Raw genomic sequence first — 24,268 nt, 5'->3', positions numbered from 1 at the left:
TCTATATCGGCGGCGCGGCTGGCGCGGGTGCGTCCGTGCACCAAATCGAAATCCCGCCGCTCGGCGGCGCCAAGTTCAATGGCCTCGGTGGCGAAGGCGCGTTTGGCGAGTTGAACGTTGGTTACGACCAAGACTTTGGCAACTGGGTTGCAGGCGTTATGGTCGACGCCCGCTACTCCGGCATGACCTCGAAGCTGGACCTTGGCGGCGGATCGATCAATGTCGACACCGACTACGGTTTCGACGTGCTCGGCCGCGTCGGCATGAAGATGAACGAATCGACGCTTGCCTACGCACTGGCTGGCAGCATTTCGACATAAATGCTTCCGACCCGATCGGCGATATCCTCGACTGGGGTTCCAGCGGTTTCTCGGTTGGTGGCGGTCTGGAAACGGCAGTGTCCAGCAACGTCACGGTCGGTGTCGAGTATCGCTATTCGCAGTTTGCCAAGAAGGATTTCTCGTCGGAGTTGGGGCTGCCCGACGACTCCATCACATCCACTTCTTCTTTCCATACCGTGCGTCTCGGCGCGAAGTACAAGTTCAACTAAAGCCCTCCAGGTAAAAGTTGCGGCCCGCCGGCCTAGCCGGCGGGCTTTTTTTTGCGCTGAAGGCTTTTGCGCTGGACCCAAGCAACAAAAAAGCGGAGCCAAAGCCCCGCTTCCTCGGTATCGAGATTGCCGCCGGTTCATCCGCGGTCGGCCAATCTATCGACAATCGGGTTCTATCGCATCTATGCGACGGGAGTACGACAGGCTTCCCGAGCGCAGTCCTTTGCGTTTCAGGCCCGCTCAATCCGGCACTGGTAGCAGTTGTTACGCGCCGAGCGGACATGCACATAGGCGATGTCGTCGCGCTCGAACAAAGTCTCGGCCCGTGCCGCAATCGCTTCGGTAGGAATGACCCCGCCACTGCCGTAGACGATTCGATCATCCCTGCCATAGCCGCGCACGATGTAGTCCGGGCTTTCGAGGACCTCGGGAAGCAATTCGGTCTCGGCCGCACGCTCGCACTCTTCCGCATGCAGAAAGATCGGCCCGGTTTCAGCATAGGGCTGAAGCTCCGGAAAGGGGCGGTAGGCAAGGATGAGATAGGCATCGCCGGCGGCGATGTTCTTCAGGCAATGCCGGCAAGGCATGCCGTCGCCGTCGGAAATCCTCCGCTCTGGCCTCTGGCCGTAAGCGTCGAGACCGCCGCGTTGCAGCGTCCTGACTTGTTCGCTGGGTAGCGCCTTGAACTGAATGGCCATGATGAAAACCTCCGGTTTGCTGACCGGAAATTATGTGCTCGGGCCAATGTTTCCCACCCGATTCTTGCCAAGGGATCGAGGGACCGATCCGATGTCGGTCCCTCCCATAGATCAAAAAGCATCATCGATAGGGCCGACCGATTAAAACAAGCCAGCTAATTAAAGTTGATCGAACCCTGGTTCACCGAATGAAATCGTCGAAGCGTCGCAATGTCACCCTGCGATTCTGCCAGTTTTCGTTCTGCGTCGGCACGAGCAGGAACTCCTCGCCGTAGCCCACGGTTTCCAGGGCATAGCCGGGCACGCCGAATTCGCGCACCAGCGTACGTTTCAACGAAGCGGCCCGTCGTTCGGAAAGGATCTGGTTCGACTGGAAGGAACCGACGGCATCGGTATGCCCTTCGATCAGCACGCGGGCGCCGGGATCGCGGCGCAGGATGCGCCGCAGCGCGTCGGCGATATTCTCGATCTTGTCGTATTGCGAACTGGAAATAGCCGCCGAGCCGAAGGCGAAATTGATCGACTGGATGTCGATCGAGCGCGCCATGCGGCGCAAATCCGGCCGGCGCTTGAATTCGCGGATGGTGACACGCTCGTTGGGCCGCAGCTTCACCCGGGGCGCCGCCTCGAGCTTGCGCTCGATCGTCGCGGCCGAAGGCGTCGTCGCTTGGGCGGCGGCAAGGCTCGGCATGGCGATCGCTGCGATCAGCGCGGCGACGAGTGTACGGCGTGTCAGCATATCTATTTCTCCTTCGGCCTCGGCCGCATTGATGATGCGGGCAAGATGCCAAAGGCAGGCTGAAGCGCCGATGAACGGCCGGTTCAGGTTCCGGCCAATGTCACGGGCGCATGACGCTGGCCGAGCGCTCGGCGAAAGGCAGCGGATGCACGACCTCGTTCTTCTGCGCGACCGGCTTGAAGCCGAGCTTCTGGTAAAGCGGCAGAGCTGCCGGATGGTCCAGCGTGCAGGTCTGCACCGTTACCCGTTTTGGCCCATGCGACCAGGCGGCTGAAATCGCCGAACCCAGGAACCAGCGGCCAATGCCTTGCCCGGTGGCATGTTCCATCATGCCGAAATAGGCGAGTTCGACTTCATCAGGCAGATGCGGCTTGAGGTCAAAGAAGCCGGCTGGCGCGCCGTCGAGGTAGAGCACCCTAATGTCGCGGTCCTCGCGGTGGATGCCGGCCGAAAGCTCCTCATCGTCCAGCCTGAGAACATTCACCCAATGCCATTTGCGGCCGACCCGGTCCATCAGATAGCGATAGAAATGCAAGGGGATGTCCCTGGTCTTCAGCAGCGCGATCTGGCGGTTGTAGGGCACTGGCGGGGAGACCGCAGGAGGGGCATGCATTTCGAGAAAAGTCACCGTGACTTCAATGTCCTGCAGCACACCGTTTTCCATCGCGTTCATTCCTTGCCGCCCTTGGCGGGGCCGGTCTTGGCGGGGCCAACCGTCGCGGGGCCGGTCACGACAGGCGTATCGGAGAGCCCGCCCCATTCCGTCCATGAGCCGTCATAAAGCCTGTTGTCGGTGTGGCCAAGCGTCTCCAGCGCGAGCGTAACCACCGCGGCGGTGACACCGGAGCCGCAAGACGTGACGACGGGCTTCGACAGGTCGATGCCGGCGTCCTCGATCACCTTGCGCAAACGGTCCTTCGACAACAGCATGCCGTTTTCCGACAGTGCGGAGTACGGCACGTTGCGTGCGCCCGGCATATGGCCGGAGCGGACACCCGCGCGCGGCTCGGGCTCGACGCCGGTGAAGCGGCCGGGTCCACGGGCATCGGCAATCTGGCTGGCGCCGGTCTCGACGATCCCTCGCATGTCGGCAAGGCTGGCGACGCGGCCGGCGTCGAAATCGGCATGGAACACGCTTGGCGCGATCTTCGTCGGCTCAGACGTTACCGGGCGGCCGGCCGCCTTCCAAGCGTCGAAACCGCTATCCAGGATATAGGTCTGGAAAACACCCATGATGCGGAACATCCACCATGCCCGGGGTGCCGAGAAGAAACCCGGACCATCATAGACGACAATGGTGTCGTCGGCGGACACGCCCATCGCACCGACATATTGCGCGAAATGCTGAGGCGAAGGCAGCGTGTGCGGCAAGGCAGCGTCGGGATCCGACACCGCGTCCTGGTCCAGGAAGCGGGCGCCTGGAATATGGGCGGCATTGTATTCGGCGCGCGCGTCGCGCTTTTGCGCCGGCAGGTACCAGGACGCGTCCACGATGGACAGGCCGGGCTCGCCCAGGCGCGCCTGCAGCCAGTCCGCGTCGACGGTGAAAGGACTGTCTTCGGCCATTCTGGTTCTCTCTATTGCGGGTACGGCAAGGGTTGCGTGTCAGGCGGCCGGCATCGGGCCGAAACGGATGCGGAAGCGCCTGTTCTCGCGACCCTTCTTTTCGATCTTGCCGATGTGGATTTCACCGATTTCGCCGGTGCTTTTCACGTGTGTGCCACCACAGGGCTGGCTATCGACCGCGCCATTCTCACCAATGCAGACCAGGCGGATCCTGCCGGTGCCGACCGGCGGCCGGACGTTCTTCGACTTGACCAGGCCGGGGTTAGCGGCGAGTTCCTCGTCGCTGATCAGCCTGGTGAAAATCGGATGATCGGCGCGCACCAGATCCATCAGGCTGGCGGTGACCTCTTCCTTCGAGAAACTGGCGTCCGGAATGTCGAAATCGACCCGGCTATCGTCCTCGGAAACCGCCGCACCGGTGATTGGAAACGGACAAACGACGGTAAGCAGATGGCAAGCCGCGTGCATGCGCATCAACAGGTGCCGACGTTCCCAGTCTATCGCGAGGTTGACCTTCTCGCCAACCACCAGATCCGCCTGCTCCGGCGCCGGCACATGGATGATCTCGTCCTTGGTCTCACCTGTGATGGTGGCGGCAATGGCGATGCGGCTGCCATCGGCACGTACGAGATAGCCGGTATCACCCGGCTGGCCGCCCGAGGTGGCATAGAAGATCGTCCGGTCGAGGATGATGCCGCCACGATCATTGACTGCGGCAACCGCCGCATCCGCCGTACGCAGATAGGCGTCGTCGCGAAACAGCGCTTCCGTCTTGTGCGCCATCATGCGACCTTTTCGAAAGGCACCGAAATCTTGCTCTGCAGTTCCATCCAGCCCGGCACCGGGAGATTCTTCTCACGCAGGAATTCCGGATTGAACAGCTTCGACTGGTAGCGTGTGCCGTAGTCGCAAAGAATGGTCACGATGGTGTGGCCCGGGCCCAATTCCCTGGCGAGCCGGATAGCGCCGGCAATGTTGATGCCTGTCGAGCCGCCGACGCACAGGCCTTCTTCCTGGATCAGGTCGAAGACGATCGGCAGCGCGTCCTCGTCCTTGATCTGGAACGAGAAATCCGGCGTGAACCCTTCGAGATTGGCGGTAATACGCCCTTGCCCGATGCCTTCGGTGATCGAACTGCCTTCGGACTTCAATTCGCCGCTGGTATAGAAACTGTGGAGCGCGGCGCCAAGCGGGTCGGCAAGCGCGATTTTCACATCCTTGCTCTTGGCCTTCAGCCCGAAAGCGACGCCGGCCAGCGTGCCGCCTGAACCCACCGCCGAGACGAAACCGTCAACCTTGCCGCCGGTCTGGGTCCAGATTTCCTCCGCCGTGGTGCGGATATGCCCATCGCGGTTGGCGACATTGTCGAACTGGTTGGCCCAAATTGCGCCGTTGGGCTCGGTCCTAGCCATCTGCTCGGCCAGCCGCCCCGACAGTTTCACGTAATTGTTGGGGTTCTTGTAGGGCACGGCCGGCACCTCGATCAGCTCGGCGCCGAGCAACCGGATCGTGTCCTTCTTCTCCTGGCTCTGCGTATCGGGAATGACGATGACGGTGCGATAACCCAATGCCTTGGCGACCAGCGTCAGCCCGATGCCCGTATTGCCTGCCGTGCCCTCGACGATGACGCCGCCCGGCTTCAACAGGCCGCGCTGTTCGGCGTCGCGGATGATGAAAAGGCCGGCGCGATCCTTGACCGATTGCCCCGGATTCATGAATTCGGCCTTGCCCAGGATCTCGCAGCCGGTTTCTTCGGACGCTTTGTTAAGGCGGATCAGAGGCGTGTTGCCGATCGCGTCGATCACAGAACGGGGCATTCAGGATTCCTTGTGTGCGTGCGCCGAAACCCTAGAAACCCGAAGCTTCGGTTTCAAGGCAAGAATTCGCCTGGTCCAGTCGCATTTCCGGCACTGCTGTGCGTCTACACCCTTTGCAGCCTGCTCGATATCCCACAGTTCATTTGCATCCGTGGTCGAAAAGCACTCTTTTCATTCGATTCCCTGACCGCTAGAGCAAGGCACCAACAACTCGGCAGGGCGCAGCATGACACTCTATCGGGCAGATCCGAAACACGGCGTCGCCTGGGTCACGGGCGGCAGCAGCGGCATTGGCCGCTCGCTGGCCAGGGATCTGGCGTCCCAGGGCTATGCGGTGGCGGTAACGGCTCTGGATGACGATCCGATCGACACGCTCATCGTCGAGACCGCGCAGATGCCGGGCAGCGTCACGGCCTTTCCCTGCGACGTCACGGACGAGCCGCGCATGGCAAGAACGGTGGCCGCGATCGAGAAGGAGCTCGGCCCCATCGTGCTCGCCGTCTTCAATGCCGGAAACTACATTTCGACGCCTGGAGAGGCTCTCGTCGTCAAAGACTTTCGCCGGTCCTTCGAGGTCAACTATTTCGGCATCATCAACGGCTTGGTGCCGGTCGTGGAGTATATGCGCGTGCGGTCGCGCGGCCATGTCGTGCTGGTCGGATCGGTCACCGCCTATTTCGGCTGGCCAACGACGGCCGCCTATGGCGGCACCAAGGCGGCGATCAATATCCTGGCCGAGTCGCTGAAGTATGATTTCGACAAGATGAACATCCGCGTCCAGGTGATAAACCCCGGCTTTGTCGACACGCCGCTGACCGAAAAGAACATGCTGCCAATGCCAGGCCTGATGCCGGTCACCCGGGCGACGCGCCGCATGGTGAAGGCAATCAAATCCGGCGGCTTCGAAGTCACTTTCCCGTACCGCACGAGCTGGCCGCTGAAATTTCTCGCTTTGTTGCCCAGGCCGATAAGCCGATGGGTGATCACCTTGATGACCAGCTGGAAGGCACGGCCGCTGCATTACGAGCGCAAGTCACCCAACGAATAGGATGCCCACAGGATTTGGTGGTGCGACGGCCTGAACGGTCGTTGCCTGTTCATGGCCACCGCCATAGGCTTGTTGTTGTTGCGTGGAGTCTGCGATGGGGCGACGGATCGTGCTTGCTGTGCTGACCCTGGTCGCCGTCCTCGCATTGGCTTTCGTCTTCGGCCCGCGCGTTCCCGTCGACACCACGATCCGCTTCGATCCTTCCGTCATCGGTGACGATCCGCAGGCCTATGTGGCGAAGGTGGAAGCCGCCGTGCCCGGTATCCGCGACGGGCTCGAGAAGGAGATCGTCTGGGCCAACCCCATGGTGCATGCCAAGACGCCGCTGTCGATCGTCTACATCCACGGTTTCTCGGCCTCGAAGGGCGAGGTCCGCCCCCTGCCCGACGACGTGGCCGACCTGCTGGACGCCAATCTCTTCTACACCCGCCTGACCGGTCACGGGCGGGACGGCGCGGCGATGACGCAAGGCAGCGTCAACGCCTGGATCAACGACTATGAGGAAGCGCTCGCCATCGGCCGGGCGATCGGCGACAAGGTGATCGTCATCTCGACCTCGACCGGCGGCTCGCTGGCGGCATGGGCGGCAACGCAGCCGGGTGCATCGGATGGGGTGGCGGCGATTGCATTCATCTCGCCCAATTTCGGCGTCAAGGCATCCGGCGCCGAGATCCTGACGATGCCCTGGGGCAAGCAGATCGCGGAACTCGTCATCGGCAAGGAGCGCAGTTTCGTGGCGCGCAACGCGCTGCACGAGAAATTCTGGACCACCAAATATCCGGTTGCCGCGACGCTGCCGATGCAGGCGTTGACGGAACTCGCCTATAGGGCGCGGGTGGAGAAGGCTGATATCCCTGCCCTGTTCATCTTCTCGGATTCGGACAGGGTGGTGCGGCCAGACCGCACCCGCGAAATCGCCGGGCGCTGGAGGGCACCCCACGAACTGGTGCCGGTCGACGACACCGGCGACCCGGACAACCATGTCATTGCCGGCGATGCGCTGTCGCCATCGACCACGGCATTTCTGGCGCAACGGATTGCCGTCTGGATCGAGGCGGTGGCGAAGTAAGGTGCGCAGACGAAAAAGGCGGCTGAAGCATCGCTTCGGCCGCCTTTTTCTGTGTCAATCAGGCAACCAGCCAAGCGCCAAGGCTTGGCCCGCCTTCATGAGGCTGGTCAGGCAGCCCGCGCTGCCGGACGCTTGCCGCCGAAACGGCGCTTGTTGTTGCCCTTGAAGGGCTTGGCGCCTTCCGGCTTGCGCTCACCGGCAAAGGCCGGCTTGTCGCCGAAGCGCTTCTTGCCAAAGCCGTTGCCCTTGTTCTCGCCGCCCGGCCGCCGGCCGTCACGACGGCCATTGCGGTCGTTGCGATCATTGGCGGGCTCGAAGCGTTCGTGCTTTTCAGCCGGATTGCGCTGCGGATCGGGGCTGCCGAGATGGTCGGCGACGATCGGCAGTTTGGTGCGGATGATGCGCTCGACCTGGCGCAGCTTGCTGTTTTCCGAAGGATCGCAAAGCGTGATCGCAATGCCGTCCATGCCGTTGCGGCCGGTGCGGCCGATGCGGTGGACATAGCTTTCAGCCTCGTCCGGCAGGTCGAAATTCACGACATGGCTGATACCGGGGACGTCGATGCCGCGCGCCGCGATATCGGTCGCGACCAGAATGCGGACCGATCCATCGCGAAAATCGTTCAACGCCTTCTGACGGGCATTCTGCGACTTGTTGCCATGGATGACGGCGGCCTTGAAGCCATCGCGCTCGAGATCCTTGGTCACCCGGTCGGCGCCATGCTTGGTGCGCGAAAAGATGATGACGGACTTCATCGCCTCGTCGGCAAGCATCGTCGACAGCACCTGGCGCTTCTGCTTGGTGCGGGCGAAGACGACGCCCTGGACGATCTCGGCCGCCGCGGTGCTTTGCGGCGAGACTTCGATACGGACCGGGTTCTTCAGAAGACCCTTGGCCAGTTCGGCGATCTCGTCCGGCATGGTGGCCGAGAACAGCGCCGTCTGGCGGTCAGGCGCGGTCGCCTTGGCGATGCGCTTGACGTCGTTGATGAAGCCCATGTCGAGCATGCGGTCGCCCTCGTCCAGCACCAGCCATTTGGTGTCGGAGAGGATGAGGTCGCCCTCGCGCACCAAGTCGGTCAAGCGGCCGGGCGTGGCAATCAGGATGTCGACGCCGGGAGCAACCTTCTTCACCTGGCTGAAGCGCGAGACGCCGCCCAGCACGAGTGCCGTCGAGACATGCGCGCCCTTGGCGAGGATCTTGATCGTGTCCTCGATCTGCACGGCGAGCTCGCGGGTCGGCGCCAGGATGAGCGCACGGGTCGTCTTGGCGCGCCGCTTGGTGCCGAGCGCGATGATCTTCGACAGGATGGGCAGCGCAAAGGCCGCGGTCTTGCCGGAGCCGGTCTGCGCGATGCCAAAAATGTCACGGCCTTCCAGCTGCGGCGGGATGGCCTGCATCTGGATCGGCTTCGGCTCCGTGAAGCCGGCATTGTGGGTGGCCTTGAGCAGCGCACCCGTGATTCCCAGTGCTGCGAAGCCGGAGAGTTCCACGGTTTCGTTGCTGGGCAATGTGTTTTCGTTGGTCAAAATATTCTTCTTTCACGCGGCTTCTTGGCCGCAAACATCAATGGCGGCAGGGCGCAACCTGCCGTCGAAAAACTGATATGAAACGACAAGGCGGGCGGACGCGTGCGTCCGCTCGGCTGCGCTGTCGTGCCCGCAGGCATCATGCCACGGGGCTTTTTCGCCGCCTTACCGATTTGCCGGAAAGAGGGAAAACAGACGCAACCAGTCTCATTTGTCGAGAAGGCCGGAATCTCCCGGCCCAAGCGCCTATGGGCTGCATATGGCTGAGTTCGCCCCGGAATGCAAGGGGCGTCATGTTGCAGCGCAGCAAAACCGGCTGGGAAAGCCGACGCTTGCACTCCCCGACGGGCATCATTACCACAAATGCAGCTTCTATTTTGGGGACCGAGCGATGAAGGACGTGCTGAAGGAACTCGAGCGCCGGCGCGACATCGCCCGCATGGGTGGCGGACAGGCGCGCATCGATGCCCAGCACAAGAAGGGCAAGCTCACCGCGCGCGAACGCATCGAGGTGTTCCTCGACGAAGGCTCCTTCGAAGAGTTCGACATGTATGTCGAGCACCGCTCGACCGATTTCGGCATGGAGAAGACCAAGATCGCCGGCGATGGCGTCGTCACCGGCTGGGGCACGGTCAACGGCCGTCCGGTCTACCTCTTCGCCAAGGACTTCACCGTATTCGGTGGCTCGCTGTCGGAAGCGCATGCCGAAAAGGTCATCAAGGTGCAGGAGATGGCGCTGCGCAACCGCGCGCCGATCATCGGGCTCTACGATGCCGGCGGCGCGCGCATCCAGGAGGGCGTGGCGGCGCTCGGCGGCTATGCCGAGATTTTCCAGCGCAACGTGCTGGCCTCCGGCGTCATTCCGCAGATTTCCGTGATCATGGGTCCGTGCGCCGGCGGCGACGTCTATTCGCCCGCCATGACCGACTTCATCTTCATGGTGCGCGACACCTCCTACATGTTCGTCACCGGCCCGGATGTGGTGAAGACCGTCACCAACGAGACGGTGACCGCCGAAAGCCTCGGCGGCGCTTCGGTGCACACGACGAAGTCCTCCATCGCCGACGGCGCCTATGACAATGACGTCGAGGCGCTTTTGCAGATGCGCCGGCTGGTCGACCTGTTGCCTGCCTCGAACACATCTGACATTCCCGAGATCGAATGCTACCAGTCAGTCACTGACCACGATTTGTCGCTCGACCGGCTGATCCCCGACACCGCCAACAAACCCTACGACATCAAGGAGCTGATCCTGAAGGTCGCCGACGAGGGTGACTTCTTCGAAATCCAGCAGAGTTTCGCCAAGAACATCGTCACCGGCTTCGGGCGCGTCGAGGGCCGCACCGTCGGCTTCGTCGCCAATCAGCCGATGGTGCTGGCCGGCGTGCTCGATTCCGACGCCAGCCGCAAGGCGGCGCGCTTCGTGCGCTTCTGCGACTGTTTTTCGATCCCGATCGTCACCTTCGTCGATGTGCCGGGCTTCCTGCCCGGCACCGCGCAGGAATATGGCGGGCTGATCAAGCACGGCGCCAAGCTGCTGTTCGCGTATGCCGAAGCGACCGTGCCGAAGATCACCGTCATCACCCGCAAAGCCTATGGCGGCGCCTATGACGTGATGGCCTCGAAACATCTGCGTGGCGACATGAACTATGCCTGGCCGACGGCGCAGATCGCGGTGATGGGAGCGAGAGGCGCGGTCGAGATCATCTACCGCAAGGACATTGGCGATGCGGAAAAGATCGCAGCCCATACAAAGACTTACGAGGATCGCTTCCTGTCACCCTTCGTCGCCGCCGAACGCGGCTATGTCGACGAGGTGATCATGCCGCACTCGACCCGCCGCCGCATCGCCCGGGCGCTGCGGATGCTGCGCAACAAGGACATGCAGAACCCCTGGAAGAAGCACGACAACATCCCGTTGTGAAGCGACGGCCTTCAGCGCCCGCCTCGATCCGCAACCAGTTCGCGCAGCACAGGCACCAGCGCCAGCGGCAGATCCTCGGCAATCAGCCCCGCACCGAACCGGCTGCCGGCCTCGGCATGGATCCAGACCGCGGCGCAGGCCGCTTCGAACGCCGGCATGGCTTGCGCCAGCAGACCGGCTGATATGCCGGACAGCACGTCGCCAGACCCGGCAGTGGCAAGCCAGGCCGCGCCATTGGAATTGACCGCCGCCCGGCCGTCGGGAGCAGCGATCACCGTGTCGGCGCCCTTGTAGACGATAACGGCATTGGCTCGTGCGGCCGCCGCGCGTGCCTTGTCGAGTTTGGACGAGGCATTGTCAGAGGCGATGTCAGGAAACAGCCTGGCGAACTCACCGTCATGCGGCGTCATTACCAGGGCTGGCGCATGTGGCCTGCGCGCCGCTTCGAACAGGACGTCCGGCGCGTCGCGAAACGCGGTGATCGCGTCGGCGTCGAACACGAGGCCATCAACCTGTGTGGCAGCAGCTTGAGCCTGTCCGGAGGCGAGGAGTGCCAGCCCAAAGGTCCGCGTTTTGTCACCAACGCCGAAGCCGGGGCCAAGAACGAAGGCCGAAGGCCGGCGTTCGCCGACAAATTCCCTGATGTCGGCGACATCATCGGTTTTGCGCAGCATGATCGAGGTCAGATGGCCGGCATTGACCTGCATGGCATTGCCCGGCGACAGCACGGTCACCGCCCCTGCCCCGCTTCGAGCCGCGGCAAGCGCCGACAGCCGCGCGGCCCCGGTAGCGCTCGGCCCGCCGGAAAAGACGCCCACATGGCCGCGCTTGTACTTGTGTGCGTCGACAGCCGGCACCGGGAAATCGCGCAGCCAATGCGCCGGCCTGTTCTCGAATATCCGGGACTGGAGCCGTGCAATGATGTCGTCGCCGATGCCGATATCGGCGAGCACGATGTCGCCGCATCGCTCTCGGCCCGGCAGAAGCAGATGGCCTGGCTTCTTGCGCGCGAAGGTCACAGTGGCGGCTGCGGCAAACGCCAAGCCCAAAACTCTGCCGCTGTCGCCGGAAACGCCCGAGGGCAGATCGACCGCGACAACCGGCAAACGCCGATCAGTGGCGACCCCCACCGCCCTGACGGCATCGCCCGACAGCGGCTTGGACAGCCCTGCCCCGTAAAGCGCATCGACCACGATCGAGCCGAGCTCCGCTTCAAACCTGGACAGCGGCCGGGGCGCGATTGGGCACTCCGCCGCGGCAAGTGCTGCGTCGCTTTGCGGCCTCGGTGCACCGGACGCCCAGATCGTGGTGGTGACGCCGCTGCCGGCCAGGATGCGGGCGACAACATAGCCGTCGCCACCATTGTTGCCGGGCCCGCACAACACATGGACATGCGTCGCTGACGGGTAACGCCTGAGAACTTCGCCCGCGACCGCTTCGCCGGCACGGCGCATCAGGCCGATGCCGTCGATTGGACCGGCGGCAATCGTCAGCCGGTCCGCCTCGCCCATTTCGGCGGAAGTAAGAAGTTCATCGCTCATGGATTGCCGATCCGCATTCGATCAAGCATTGTCCAGTTTTCGAGCCGACGCAAACAAAGAGGAGCGCATCACCAACTGCGGCCATGCCACCAAGGCGGGTATCAAGGCAAAATCGCACACCAGATGAGCATCCTGCCTAATTGTTAGGCGGACGCAATCATGGGGACTGTGTCGCTTCAGCAGGCCATGCCGCATCCGATACTGCGAATGACGCGAATTTGCATCTCGGCGCGGCATAGGTTGGAAATCGTATGAAACCGCTTCGAATCCAGCTATCTGGCACAGTTCGTGCTTGATGGAGGCGCAAGCGGGGGTTCACAACCCGTTTTTTTGGCAGTGGAGGCCACTTTTTACATGAAAAAGATCGAAGCGATCATCAAGCCATTCAAGCTGGACGAAGTGAAGGAAGCGCTTCAGGAGGCCGGACTGCAAGGCATCACCGTGACCGAGGCCAAAGGCTTCGGGCGTCAGAAAGGCCATACCGAACTCTATCGTGGCGCCGAATATGTCGTCGATTTCCTGCCCAAGGTGAAGATCGAGGTCGTGCTCGGCGACGACGCGGTCGAAGGCGCCATCGAGGCCATCCGCAAGGCGGCCCAGACCGGCCGCATCGGCGACGGCAAGATCTTCGTCTCCAATATCGAGGAAGTCGTGCGCATCCGCACCGGTGAGACCGGAATGGACGCGGTCTGACGCCACCAGCCTTCCAAGAAACGTCATCCATCAAAAAACGTCATCAAACAGGGATACATGACATGACGACAGCCAAAGACATCATGAAGCAGATCAAGGACAACGACGTGAAATTCGTCGACCTGCGCTTCACCGACCCGAAGGGCAAACTGCAGCACGTAACGATGGATGTCGTCGAGGTCGAGGAAGACATGTTTGCCGATGGCGTCATGTTCGACGGCTCCTCGATTGCCGGCTGGAAGGCCATCAACGAGTCCGACATGGTGCTGATGCCCGATCCGGACACGGTCCACATGGACCCGTTCTTCGCCCAGTCGACCATGGTCATCCTGTGCGACATCCTCGACCCGGTCTCGGGCGAATCCTACAACCGCGACCCGCGCGGCACGGCCAAGAAGGCCGAAGCCTACATGAAGTCGGAAGGCATCGGCGACCAGATCTTCGTCGGCCCGGAAGCCGAGTTCTTCGTGTTCGATGACGTCAAGTACAAGGCCGATCCCTACAACACCGGCTTCAAGCTCGACTCCACCGAACTGCCGTCCAACGACGACACCGACTACGAGACCGGCAATCTCGGCCACCGCCCGCGCATCAAGGGCGGTTATTTCCCGGTGCCGCCGATCGACAGCGCGCAGGACATGCGCTCCGAGATGCTGACCGTGCTCGCAGAAATGGGCGTACGCGTCGAAAAGCATCACCACGAGGTCGCGGCTGCGCAGCACGAACTCGGCATCAAGTTCGACACGCTGGTCCGCAACGCCGACAAGATGCTGATCTACAAGTATGTCGTGCATCAAGTCGCCAACGCCTATGGCAAGACGGCCACCTTCATGCCGAAGCCCATCTTCGGCGACAATGGCTCGGGCATGCACGTCCACCAGTCGATCTGGAAGGGCGGCAAGCCGACCTTCGCCGGCAATGAATATGCCGGCCTGTCCGAAAGCTGCCTGTTCTACATCGGCGGCATCATCAAGCACGCCAAGGCGATCAACGCGTTCACCAACCCGCTGACCAACTCCTACAAGCGTCTGGTGCCCGGCTATGAAGCGCCGGTGCTGCTCGCCTACTCGGCGCGCAACCGTTCGGCCTCCTGCCGCATCCCGTTCGGCTCGTCGCCGAAGGCCAAGCGCGTCGAGGTCCGCTTCCCCGATCCGGGCGCGAACCCCTACCTCGCCTTCGCCGCCATGCTGATGGCCGGCCTCGACGGCATCAAGAACAAGATCCACCCGGGCCAGCCGATGGACAAGGACCTCTACGACCTGCCGCCGAAAGAGCTGAAGAAGATCCCGACCGTCTGCGGTTCGCTGCGTGAAGCCCTCCAGAGCCTCGACAAGGACCGCGGCTTCCTGAAGGCCGGCGGCGTCTTCGACGACGATCAGATCGACAGCTACATCGAGCTGAAGATGGCCGAGGTGATGCGCTTCGAAATGACCCCGCATCCGGTCGAATACGACATGTACTATTCGGTGTAAGAACCCGTACCGGTAGCGTTGAAAAGGCCTTTGAAGGATATCCGCCTTCAAGGGCCTTTTGCTGTTCGTCAATGCTCATCGACCAATGCTCACCGATGGGCGCGCACGTCGCCAGCCACGCAAGCGCTGCTATTTCGTTCCAAAGATCGTTTGATGTCCCGTGCCAGGGTCGTGACCACCGGCGGAAATCACAAATGAAGGCTTGTGGGTGGCAGTTTCGAGCGCGCAATCGAACGCCAGGAGCGAGCGGCGCACTGCCTCAGGCTGCAATGCCCGCTCGTCCGGCGCCCCCGCCAATGCCGTCGTTCAAGAAACCCCGCCCCGTTCGAACAGCATCGCTTTGGCGTAACCACATGGCCACGAATACGCATGCCGCAGCGTGATCTGTCAACGTCGCCGGACGAAGGCATAAATCGCCGATTTCGATGTATGAACAGAGGCTTATAGAAAGGATCGTTGGACTACGGATGAGATGAAACAGGCCGTTTTTCGGGCTTTTCCGGCGAAGTGGAAAGCGCACCACACCGGGTGGCGGCAAGTAGTATCAGCCAAAAGCCTCTCCATCCGGCAAATTTGCCCGGTCTTTTTCAACCTGACTTTTTTTGGGGGTATTCGCTCCGCCAGGCGACATTGACCTCGATCTCGCGCAGCAACTGCCTTTCCGAGCGCACGCCGAACAGGTAGCCCACAAACAGCGCCTTGAACATCAAAGTCGGATCAAGCGGCGGCCGGCCATTGTCGGCGCAGTAGAGCGGGTGCCGTCAGATCGTGGATGAGGGAAAAGTCGACTGCGCGGTCGATCTTGCGTAACAGGTGGTCAGCAGGATCCAACTGATCCAACGTTACCATCTCAAGCGCGGGTCGCTTCAACATAACCCATTGAATCAAAAACCCCCGGCAATTGCCAGGGGTTTGTCAGAAACCTGAGCCCTGGCGTTTCCGCCAGGGCTTTTTGTTATCGAGTTCTGGTCGAGGCGAAGACCTTGCGTTCGGCGCCGCGAACAATCAGGCGGCGGCCGAAACCTTCGCGTCGGTCGCGACCTGCGAGATCGTCTTCAGCACCTGCGAAGCGATCTGGTAGGGGTCGCCCTGGGAGTTCGGACGACGGTCTTCCAGATAGCCCTTGTAGTCGTTCTTGACGAAGGAGTGTGGCACGCGGATCGACGCGCCACGGTCGGCGACGCCATAGCTGAACTTGTTCCACGGCGCGGTCTCGTGCTTGCCGGTCAGGCGCTTGTCGTTGTCCGGACCGTAGACGGCAATGTGGTCCATCAGGTTCTTGTCGAACTGCGCCATCAGGGCCTCGAAGTAGGCCTTGCCGCCGACTTCGCGCATGAACTTGGTCGAGAAGTTGCAATGCATGCCGGAGCCGTTCCAGTCCGTGTCGCCGAGCGGCTTGCAGTGGAACTCGATGTCGATGCCGTAAGCCTCGGTCAGACGCAGCAGTAGGTAGCGCGCCATCCAGATCTGGTCGGCGGCCTTCTTGGAGCCCTTGCCGAAAATCTGGAATTCCCACTGGCCCTTGGCCACTTCGGCGTTGATGCCTTCATGGTTGATGCCGGCCGCAAGGCACTGGTCGAGATGCTCCTCGACGATCTTGCGCGCGACGTCGCCGACATTCTTGTAGCCGACGCCGGTGTAGTACGGGCCCTGCGGCGCGGGATAACCGCTCTCGGGGAAGCCGAGCGGGCGGCCGTCCTTGTAGAAGAAGTATTCCTGCTCGAAGCCGAACCAGGCGTCCTCGTCGTCGAGGATGGTCGCGCGGCTGTTCGATTCATGCGGGGTGACGCCATCGGGCATCATGACCTCGCACATGACGAGAATGCCATTGGTGCGGGCCGGATCCGGGTAAAGCGCCACAGGCTTCAACACGCAATCGGAGCTGCGGCCTTCGGCCTGCATGGTCGAGGAACCGTCGAAGCCCCACAGCGGCAGCTGTTCGAGCGTCGGGAATTCGGCGAATTCCTTGATCTGCGTCTTGCCGCGAAGGTTGGGGACCGGGGTGTAACCATCGAGCCAAATGTACTCGAGCTTGTATTTCGTCATTCTAGCCTCTCGTTGCTTGTTCACCGAACACCAAACGGCCTCGACACACGTCTGCCGTCGGCAGCCGGCGCTGCCGATCCCTAAAATGCAATTCATGTGCCACTCCGACTTCGGCGGGTGCGGCAAAATGGCAGGGGTATCGCGTCGAATTTCATGAGCCGCCTCAACACTGGGCCCAAATCAATCAAGCTCGAATTATGCATAAATATTAGGCAATTGCTGATCTTTTCGTAGGCATATTGCCTAAAGGAATCGCAGGACCTATCTTGTGCGAAAGCTGAATCGACAAGCTCCTGAAAACGAAAGGAGACCGCCCATGGAAGTCGTCCCCTCCCGTCCGTCGGCAAAAATTCTGATGTTCCCTCTGGCAGCGCGAAATTCTGCCTCAAATTTAGGCGCAAAGGCGAAATTCGCGGCAGAGATCGCCTCGTTGCGCTGCACGTACGCCGATTTTGACGGCTGGTATCACGAAGCGGCCATCGAGGAAGAAAATCAGCCAAAGAGCTGATCCGCTTCTTCGGAGTCTCAGACACAGAAAGCCCGGCGTGAGCGATCACGCCGGGCTTTCTGTTGGCCGAGGACGGCTACTCCTTGCCGTACAGGTCGGTGCCAAGCGTATCCTTGACGAAGATCATGCCGATGATCAGCGTCATCGCCGCGATCACCACCGGATACCACAGGCCATAGTAGATATCGCCCTTGTAGGCGCTGAGCGCGAAGACTGTTGCCGGCAACAGACCGCCGAACCAGCCATTGCCGATATGATAGGGCAGCGACATGCCGGTGTAACGAATGCGGGTCGGGAACATCTCGACCAGGATCGCCGCGATCGGCCCGTAGACCATGGTCACGAACAGGACCAGGATGAACAGGATGCCGATCGTCATCGGCCAGTTCACGGCGGCCGGATCGGCGAACATGGCGAAGGCACCGCCGCCCGGTATGTTGTAGACGGTGACCTCTGGCGCGCCGGCGGCCTCCTCCGACGTCAACAATTTGTCCTTGACCGCCTGATCGGTCGGCACCGCGGTTTTTTCGCCGCCGCGAATGGCAGCCGCGTCGAGCTTGAGTTCGGGATTGGCCGCGACGAAGGCGTCGAGCTTCTGGTCCGCTACCTTGATCGCCGCACGCTTCAGCGGATACCCGCCGTCCTGCAGCGACATGTTGACCGCCTTGACGAAGGCGGCGTCCTTGGCCTTGGCCTGATCGCCAGCAGCGACCGCGTCGTAGGACGGCACCGTCTCGTTACCGATCTTGACGGTAGCAGCCGTTCCGGCTGCCGCCGTCGATACCACGTCATAGGGAACCGAGTTCTTGGTCAGGAACGAAGTCGCTATGTCGCATGACGTCGTGAACTTGGCGGTGCCAACCGGGTTGAACTGGAACCTGCAGTCGCCGGGTGCTGCCGTGACCGTTGCCTTTGTGTCCAGCTGCGCCTTGGCGAGTGCCGGATTGGCGGCCCAGGTCAATGCCTTGAACAGCGGGAAGGTGCAGACGATGGCGAGCGCAAGGCCAGCCATGATGATCGGCTTGCGGCCGATCTTGTCGGAAAGCCAGCCGAACACGACGAAGAAGATCGAGCCGAGTGCCAGCGCGATCGCGATCATGATGTTGACCGACTGCGCATCGACTTTCAGCACGTTCTGCAGGAAGAACAGCGCATAGAATTGGCCATTATACCAGACGACGGCCTGGCCAGCAGTCAGGCCAAGCAGCGCCAGCAATGCGATCTTGGCATTCTTCCACTGACCGAAGGCTTCCGAAAGCGGTGCCTTCGAGCCCTTACCTTCGTCCTTCATCTTCTGGAAGGTCGGAGACTCCGAGAGAGACAGTCGAATCCAGATCGAGACGGCGAGCAGCACGAAGGAAACGATAAACGGAATACGCCAGCCCCAAGCGGCGTAGGTTTCCTTGCTCAGGGAGCTCTGAACAGTCAGAATGACGATCAACGACAGGAACAGGCCAAGTGTCGCCGTCGTCTGAATCCACGACGTGTAGAAACCGCGGCGGTCATCAGGCGCGTGCTCAGCGACATAGGTCGCCGCACCGCCATATTCGCCGCCGAGGGCTAGGCCCTGCAGCATGCGCAGCCCGATCAGGATCACCGGAGCCGCGATACCCAAGGTCGCATAACCGGGCAGCAAGCCGACCAGGAAGGTCGACAGACCCATGATCGTCATGGTGACGAGAAAGGTATACTTGCGGCCGACGAGGTCACCGATACGGCCAAACACCAGGGCGCCGAACGGGCGGACGAGAAAACCGGCGGCAAAGGCCAGCAGCGCGAAGATGTTGCGCGTCGCCTCCGGAATGGTCGGGCTGAAAAAGGTCGAGCCAATGAAGGCCGCCAATGAACCGTAGAGATAGAAATCGTACCATTCGAAAACGGTGCCGAGTGAGGAAGCGAAGATGACCTTCTTCTCTTCCCGAGTCATGCCGCGGCTCGTTTTGCCGGCGGTCGATGCCATTGCCATTGAGTTGTCCTCCCGTGAGACCCTTGTCCTCGATGCCGGGCGCCAGTGTCAGCGCTCTCCTCCGAACGCGGACTCGGAAAATGCCGGGCCATCACGGGAAAAATGACAGAAAGCGCCCGCCGACGGCAGAGCGACGATGGGATTATGACTTTGGTATTAGGTGCGGTGCGGCAATCGCCGCATAGTCAGCCCTTGAGTGCTTCGAGAAGGCTGACGGCAGCCATCATATCGCGTTTGCGGGAGGCACGGCGCGCAACCGCTTCGGCATCCTGCCCCCAATGCTCGATCTGCCAGTCCTCGTCGACATGGCTGGCGGCCCAGGCAGTCTCGGCATCGAGCTTGCCGAAATCGACCGCCAGCGCCAGCAGCGCCGAACCCGTCAGCGAGGTCATGAGGTGGATGGCGGCCAGCCGCAGCGGCTCGGCGCGCTGATTGAGATGACTGCCCAGAACGGCGATCGTCTCGCGCGGCTGCTCGACATGGATGATCCCCTCGGCAAGGTTGAAGCGAGCCCCCAATGTCGTGCGCGCCCAATCGATGACCGGATCCCACTGCTCGTTCTGCCGCTCGACCAGCCCCTGGGGGGCGTCGGCGCGGTAACAGAGCAGATCCGATGAGGCAAACCGCAGTATGTCTTCCAGCACCGCCTGCGGATCGCTGGCAACGCCGTCGATGGCGGTGTTGACCAGGCGCATCACCGGCATCGTCACCGGATTGATCGTCTCGCCCTGTTCCGCGAATTCGCCTGCAACCAGCACTGCCGCCGCCTCGGTCGGCAGCGCCAGCAGCGCCTTGCCCGGCGTGCGCACCGGCTTGCCGTCGAGATGCACGGCGAAACCTCCCGCTATCGGCGCAACCGAAGCGGTTTTGTAGAAGCGCTTGGGCAGCGGCGTCTTCATCTGGATCTGGGCGCGACGCACCGGATCCGGATCGGAAAGATACTTGCCCGCTTCGAGGTCGTTGAGGATGTCACGCATGAAAAGCCTCTCTCACACCGGTGTCAGCTTGCGCGCCGGCCGGTTAACGATGATCAGGCCCGCCGCAATCAAGCCAAGTGCCAGGAAAATGCGAATGGTCAGCAGCTCGTTCAAGATGATCGCGCCGCACAGGACACCAAAAACCGGCGACAGGAAGGTAAAGCTGGACAGGCCGGAGGCCGGATAGCGACGCAGCAGCCAGAACCACAGGACATAGGTGAAGGCGACGATATAGATCGCCTGGAAAAGCAGCGCCAAAGTCGGCAACAAGGACGGATCGCGCACCGGCGGGCCGGCGAGAGGCAGCACCAATATGCCGACGATCGCCGCGCCGGCGAGTTGGTAGAGCAGCAGCTTCTCGGCGCTCGCCTCAACCAGTTTCGAGCGCTTGATGAGGATATTGGTCAAAGCCCAGAAAAATCCGGAGCCAAGACTGAGCAGATCGCCGAACAGCATGTCGCCGCCGCCAAGCTTGTCGGAAAAGACGGCGGTGAGGCCGGCAAAAGCCAGCAGCAGGCCGAGGAACTTGCGCATGGTGATCTGTTCGCCAAGCAGGAAGTGACCGCCAATCAGCATCCAGAACGGCATCGAGTTGACCAGCAGCGTGTTGCGGGCAACGGTCGTATGCTCCAGGCCGACATAGAGGCAGAGGAACTCGATGCCGAAAAGCACGCCCACGGCAATGCCGGCGAGCAATGTGCCATCGCGCCTGAACAGAGCGATGCCGCGCCAGCGGCACCAGAGGAAGACGCAGACGCCGCCGATGATCGAGCGTGCGATCGACAGGAAGACGGGGTCGTAGCCGGCATAGGAGATTTTGGCGGCGACGTAGTTCAAGCCCCAGGAAAAGGTCAGACCGACCATGATGGCGGCGGCGGCCATGTCGACCGTGTCGCGCCGATCGAGCGCGTCAGTGGCGCCGCTCAAGATCAATCCTCCGCGCTGGCGTCGTCGAAGCCGATCAGATTCCAGCTCTGGCGCATATGCGGCGGCATCGGCGCGGTGACGTCGATGACGCCTTTGTCGGGATGCGGAATGATGATGCGGCGCGCATGCAGATGCAGGCGATTCTGAATACCGCCGGGGAAGTCCCAGTTGGTGTCGGCCTCGAAATATTTCGGGTCGCCGATGATCGGGCAGCCGATATAGGCGGCATGGACGCGAAGCTGGTGGGTGCGGCCCGTATAAGGTTCCATCTCCAGCCAGGTCATGGTCTGCGCCGCCTGCTCGATGATACGGTAGTAGGACACGGCATGGTCGGCGCCTTTTTCACCATGCGCGGCGACCCGGACACGGTCGCCATCCTCGGTCGGCTCCTTGATCAGCCAGGTCGAGATCTTGTCCTCGCGCTTCGGCGGCACGCCCTTGACCAAGGCCCAGTAGGTCTTCTTCGTTTCGCGGGCGCGGAACGCCTCCGACAGCTTCATGGCGGCCAGTCTCGTGCGGGCGACGACCAGCACGCCCGATGTGTCGCGATCGAGCCGGTGGACCAGCCGCGGCTTCTCGCCCTTCTGGTTGCGCCAGGCCTCCAGCATGTCGTCGACATTGCGGGTGACGCCCGAGCCGCCCTGCACCGCCAGGCCCGCCGGTTTGTTGAAGACGAAAACCTTTGGGTCCTCGTGGATCAGCATTTTCGCCAGGACGTCGGCATCGCCCTGGTTGCGGATCGAATGGCCAGTCAGCGCGCTCTCGCCCTTCTTGTCGACCTCGAGCGGCGGGATACGCACCACCTGGCCGGGCTCGACACGGCTGTCGGCCTTGACGCGGCCGCCATCGACGCGGATCTGGCCGGAGCGCAGCAGCTTCTGCAAATGGCCGAAACCTAGGCCCGGGAAATGCGTCTTGAACCAGCGATCGAGCCGCATGCCCGCCTCGCCGGCCTCCACCGTGATCTGTTCAACGCCTGCCATTTTTTCTTCGCTTATCCGTTTCCAAAGCAGGGCTCGGCCTGCGCTTGGCGCGGCAATAGCATTAAGGCAGGCTTCTTGCGAGCCAAAGACCTAAAAACAGGGCGATGATCGCGCCAATGACACTGGCCAGCGCATATCCAAATGCCGGCAGCGTGGCTCCCCGTTCCCACAGCGTCGCGAAATCGAGCGAAAACGCGGAAAAGGTAGTGAAACCGCCAAGAATGCCGGTGGCGACGAACAGCCTGACTTCGTTCGACCCGCCACGCCGCACCAGGATGGCGATGAACAGGCCCATGGCAAAGGAGCCTACGATGTTGATGGCCATCGTGCCCCAGGGATAATTGGGGCCGACAAGACGCAGCGCGCCCATACTGGTGAGATGGCGAATGCCGGCGCCGATGCCGCCGCCGACGACCACGAGAAGCAGATTGAACATTATGGTCTACTGCCCGTGTCGAGGCGGTGGCGTCAATCCCTTCACCGTCACCATTCAGGCGCTGCCCAGTCCGGATACTTCTTCCTGAATTCAGCGTAGAGGGCGTCGACCTCGGCTTTGCTGACCGGGCGCACCTGTTCGTAGAGATAGCCGGCGACGCCGCCTGACAATTGGTACTGCGCAATGCGCCCGTACGCGGCACCGATACCCTTGCCTTCAAGAATATACTGGTTCGGGAGCGTGACGCAGATCTGCGCGCCCGGTTGCAGATGAGTAACCGGCCGGTCGGTCACGACAACGTATCTGGATTTCAATGCGTCCGGTCGGAACCGGTCACGACTGTCCACCTGGCAAATCCATCCGACATGGGCAACAAGATCCCGTTTCATGCCGAACAACAGGGCGTCGCTCATCACAGGACCCGACGCAAATACCGAAAAGCGGTCCTTCGGTTCCATCCTGTCGACGAGGTCATCGATCAGGCGGCTGTATTCGGCGAGATTGTCGAGGTGAAGGGGAAGCGTGGCTTCCCTGGCGAAGACGAAGCCAACCGGGGACAACAACTGACGGCCGGCTGGAAAAAACGTGCCCAAAAAAGCAAATCCGGCAACAGCGACCATAGCGACGGTCGGCCATCGTGATTTCAGGCCCGGCACGGAGACGATCGAAACAATTGCCTGGGCATAGGCGGGAAAGAGCCAAAGAAACATCGGCAAGGAATGATGACGTTCCGGGTCCTGCGTCCGGATGAAAGCCAGGAAGGCAAGCACCGAGGCCATGGCACAGAACACCGCAAATCTGTTGCGGCGCACAACCGAGATGTGGAGGCCCACCACAATCAACGCCCAGTTCAGATAGCTGAGCCGGGATCCGACGTCACCGAGCTGAGTGACAAAGGTCGTCTTGTATCCGCTGTAAAGGTCAGCGTAGCTGGTTTGCAGAATCTTGGCAATCAACGGCAGCTGGAAGTTCAACGCCGTCGCGGCAATAAGGAAAATCGCGCACGCGCCGCCCAGGGCCGCGTTGCGGAGGGCCGGCAAATCCCGCTCCCTTGCAATCTGCAGCAAACCCAGGAATGCCGCTGACACGGTGATCCCTATGTCCGCATAGGCGTACCAGCGGCGCAGCATGAACGCCAACCACAGGCAGGCGCCGACGGATATTCCGCTCATCACCGGTTCGCGGGTCAGGAATTTGGATTTCCAGAGAAAATAGGTTGCCGCGGTCAAGGCGAGACAGCCGGCAATGTCAGGCATTCCCCGAAGCGTCGGCGCCCAGAATGGCGTGTACAGGAAGGCCGCGATCCATACGGCGATCCAACTACGGGAGGGCGTCTCGGAGACCGCCTCCTGATAGCTTATTCTGCCTATCAAAAGAACCGCCGGAACCAGGTAGACCGCGACTATTCCGGTAACGAAGGAAAGCCTTGAACCGCCAAAAACAAGGTGAAACGGCATCAGGGGCACCAGGATCGCCACGCCGTAATCTTCCGTGGCGATGGAGGTGCCCAATTGGCTCAGCCATTCGAAAGGGCTCTCGACAAGCAGAGCGCCCTGCTGGTTGAACATGTTGAAATAGGCCGCGAAGTCCCAGTAGTAGACGGGCTCTTCGAGATTTATGTACGCGGCGCTCAGAGCGGCGCCAAGTAACACGGTGCAGATGTAAGCACCCCAGAATCCGAAGATTTTTTTCCCGATCACCTGAAGCCGCCAACAAAGGAAGAGACGGGTTTGTAGCAGTCTAATTTAAGCTATTTCTAATGCACTCGAAGTGCCGTTC

23 protein-coding genes and 1 pseudogene are annotated in these 24,268 nt (G+C 61.6%); 8 read left to right on the top strand and 16 right to left on the bottom strand.

Features of this window, described 5'->3' with window-relative positions:
• Nucleotides 1–35: 35 nt before the first annotated feature.
• Nucleotides 36–320, top strand: coding sequence for a hypothetical protein (locus CK227_RS37645; protein ID WP_245318367.1), 285 nt, complete (start codon nt 36–38; stop codon nt 318–320).
• Between the two features lie 77 nt (nt 321–397).
• On the top strand, nt 398–550 hold the full coding sequence (locus CK227_RS37640; protein ID WP_245318368.1) for a hypothetical protein: 153 nt from the start codon (nt 398–400) through the stop codon (nt 548–550).
• 230 nt (nt 551–780) lie between these two features.
• Here CK227_RS37640 and CK227_RS33560 read toward each other — a convergent pair whose 3' ends face one another.
• The 6 genes from CK227_RS33560 to CK227_RS33535 form a co-directional block, all read right to left on the bottom strand.
• Nucleotides 781–1,248 (bottom strand): DUF1203 domain-containing protein, encoded by a 468-nt coding sequence (locus CK227_RS33560; protein ID WP_095775784.1) that lies wholly within the window; start codon nt 1,246–1,248, stop codon nt 781–783.
• A 181-nt stretch (nt 1,249–1,429) separates the two neighbouring features.
• Complete coding sequence (locus CK227_RS33555; RefSeq protein WP_095775785.1) at nt 1,430–1,987, bottom strand: OmpA family protein; 558 nt, start codon at nt 1,985–1,987, stop codon at nt 1,430–1,432.
• Nucleotides 1,988–2,087: 100 nt separating this feature from the next.
• The gene (locus CK227_RS33550; protein WP_095775786.1) at nt 2,088–2,651 is read right to left on the bottom strand and encodes a GNAT family N-acetyltransferase; all 564 of its coding nucleotides are present in this window, start codon (nt 2,649–2,651) and stop codon (nt 2,088–2,090) included.
• A gap of 5 nt (nt 2,652–2,656) precedes the next feature.
• Nucleotides 2,657–3,553 carry a 3-mercaptopyruvate sulfurtransferase gene (gene sseA, locus CK227_RS33545; RefSeq protein WP_095775787.1) on the bottom strand — a complete coding sequence of 299 codons (897 nt, stop codon included), beginning with the start codon at nt 3,551–3,553 and terminating at the stop codon, nt 2,657–2,659.
• Nucleotides 3,554–3,592: 39 nt separating this feature from the next.
• Entirely contained in the window at nt 3,593–4,336 is a 744-nt protein-coding gene (locus CK227_RS33540; RefSeq protein WP_095775812.1) for an alanyl-tRNA editing protein, read from the bottom strand.
• A complete protein-coding gene (locus CK227_RS33535) occupies nt 4,336–5,370 on the bottom strand; it encodes a cysteine synthase A (protein WP_095775788.1) in 1,035 nt (344 codons plus the stop codon). Before CK227_RS33535 ends, CK227_RS33540 begins: the two co-directional genes overlap by 1 nt.
• A gap of 226 nt (nt 5,371–5,596) precedes the next feature.
• Here CK227_RS33535 and CK227_RS33530 point away from each other — a divergent pair, with 226 nt between their 5' ends.
• Together CK227_RS33530 and CK227_RS33525 are read left to right on the top strand one after the other, a co-directional pair.
• Nucleotides 5,597–6,418, top strand: a complete 822-nt coding sequence (locus tag CK227_RS33530) for an SDR family oxidoreductase (protein WP_095775789.1) — start codon at nt 5,597–5,599, stop codon at nt 6,416–6,418.
• 94 nt (nt 6,419–6,512) lie between these two features.
• Nucleotides 6,513–7,487, top strand: a complete 975-nt coding sequence (locus CK227_RS33525) for an alpha/beta fold hydrolase (protein WP_095775790.1) — start codon at nt 6,513–6,515, stop codon at nt 7,485–7,487.
• Nucleotides 7,488–7,594: 107 nt separating this feature from the next.
• On the opposite strand, the gene CK227_RS33520 is transcribed toward CK227_RS33525, so the two are convergent.
• A complete protein-coding gene (locus CK227_RS33520; protein ID WP_095775791.1) occupies nt 7,595–9,016 on the bottom strand; it encodes a DEAD/DEAH box helicase in 1,422 nt (473 codons plus the stop codon).
• 391 nt (nt 9,017–9,407) lie between these two features.
• Here CK227_RS33520 and CK227_RS33515 point away from each other — a divergent pair, with 391 nt between their 5' ends.
• Complete coding sequence (locus CK227_RS33515; RefSeq protein ID WP_095775792.1) at nt 9,408–10,940, top strand: acyl-CoA carboxylase subunit beta; 1,533 nt, start codon at nt 9,408–9,410, stop codon at nt 10,938–10,940.
• A gap of 11 nt (nt 10,941–10,951) precedes the next feature.
• On the opposite strand, the gene CK227_RS33510 is transcribed toward CK227_RS33515, so the two are convergent.
• Nucleotides 10,952–12,481, bottom strand: a complete 1,530-nt coding sequence (locus CK227_RS33510) for an NAD(P)H-hydrate dehydratase (RefSeq protein ID WP_095775793.1) — start codon at nt 12,479–12,481, stop codon at nt 10,952–10,954.
• Nucleotides 12,482–12,835: 354 nt separating this feature from the next.
• Between CK227_RS33510 and CK227_RS33505 the strand changes: the two genes are divergently transcribed.
• Both CK227_RS33505 and glnA read left to right on the top strand, forming a co-directional pair.
• Nucleotides 12,836–13,174 carry a P-II family nitrogen regulator gene (locus tag CK227_RS33505; RefSeq protein WP_006205430.1) on the top strand — a complete coding sequence of 113 codons (339 nt, stop codon included), beginning with the start codon at nt 12,836–12,838 and terminating at the stop codon, nt 13,172–13,174.
• A 62-nt stretch (nt 13,175–13,236) separates the two neighbouring features.
• On the top strand, nt 13,237–14,646 hold the full coding sequence (gene glnA / locus CK227_RS33500; protein WP_010909302.1) for a type I glutamate--ammonia ligase: 1,410 nt from the start codon (nt 13,237–13,239) through the stop codon (nt 14,644–14,646).
• 617 nt (nt 14,647–15,263) lie between these two features.
• Here the strand turns inward: glnA and CK227_RS33495 are convergent.
• Nucleotides 15,264–15,519 (bottom strand): annotated as a pseudogene (locus tag CK227_RS33495) (transposase); the annotation flags it as partial.
• Nucleotides 15,520–15,651: 132 nt separating this feature from the next.
• A complete protein-coding gene (locus tag CK227_RS33490) occupies nt 15,652–16,692 on the bottom strand; it encodes a glutamine synthetase beta-grasp domain-containing protein (protein ID WP_095775794.1) in 1,041 nt (346 codons plus the stop codon).
• 316 nt (nt 16,693–17,008) lie between these two features.
• Here CK227_RS33490 and CK227_RS33485 point away from each other — a divergent pair, with 316 nt between their 5' ends.
• Nucleotides 17,009–17,200, top strand: coding sequence for a DUF2735 domain-containing protein (locus CK227_RS33485; RefSeq protein ID WP_095775795.1), 192 nt, complete (start codon nt 17,009–17,011; stop codon nt 17,198–17,200).
• 76 nt (nt 17,201–17,276) lie between these two features.
• Here the strand turns inward: CK227_RS33485 and CK227_RS33480 are convergent, their stop codons facing one another.
• The 6 genes from CK227_RS33480 to CK227_RS33455 all read right to left on the bottom strand — a co-directional run bounded on the left by CK227_RS33480 (nt 17,277) and on the right by CK227_RS33455 (nt 24,189).
• Nucleotides 17,277–19,166, bottom strand: a complete 1,890-nt coding sequence (locus CK227_RS33480; RefSeq protein WP_095775796.1) for an MFS transporter — start codon at nt 19,164–19,166, stop codon at nt 17,277–17,279.
• A gap of 185 nt (nt 19,167–19,351) precedes the next feature.
• Nucleotides 19,352–20,143 carry an ATP12 family chaperone protein gene (locus CK227_RS33475; protein WP_095775797.1) on the bottom strand — a complete coding sequence of 264 codons (792 nt, stop codon included), beginning with the start codon at nt 20,141–20,143 and terminating at the stop codon, nt 19,352–19,354.
• 12 nt (nt 20,144–20,155) lie between these two features.
• Nucleotides 20,156–21,025, bottom strand: coding sequence for a DMT family transporter (locus CK227_RS33470; protein ID WP_179296569.1), 870 nt, complete (start codon nt 21,023–21,025; stop codon nt 20,156–20,158).
• 47 nt (nt 21,026–21,072) lie between these two features.
• Nucleotides 21,073–22,053 (bottom strand): RluA family pseudouridine synthase, encoded by a 981-nt coding sequence (locus CK227_RS33465; protein WP_019857981.1) that lies wholly within the window; start codon nt 22,051–22,053, stop codon nt 21,073–21,075.
• 61 nt (nt 22,054–22,114) lie between these two features.
• Entirely contained in the window at nt 22,115–22,489 is a 375-nt protein-coding gene (gene crcB, locus CK227_RS33460; RefSeq protein ID WP_095775799.1) for a fluoride efflux transporter CrcB, read from the bottom strand.
• Nucleotides 22,490–22,536: 47 nt separating this feature from the next.
• Nucleotides 22,537–24,189, bottom strand: a complete 1,653-nt coding sequence (locus CK227_RS33455; protein WP_095775800.1) for a hypothetical protein — start codon at nt 24,187–24,189, stop codon at nt 22,537–22,539.
• Between the last annotated feature and the right edge of the window lie 79 nt (nt 24,190–24,268).

Origin of the sequence: Mesorhizobium sp. WSM4308 (genome assembly GCF_002294905.1) — a bacterium.
Taxonomy (GTDB): Bacteria; Pseudomonadota; Alphaproteobacteria; order Rhizobiales; family Rhizobiaceae; genus Mesorhizobium.
This window is presented reverse-complemented; position numbering and strand designations above follow the sequence as displayed.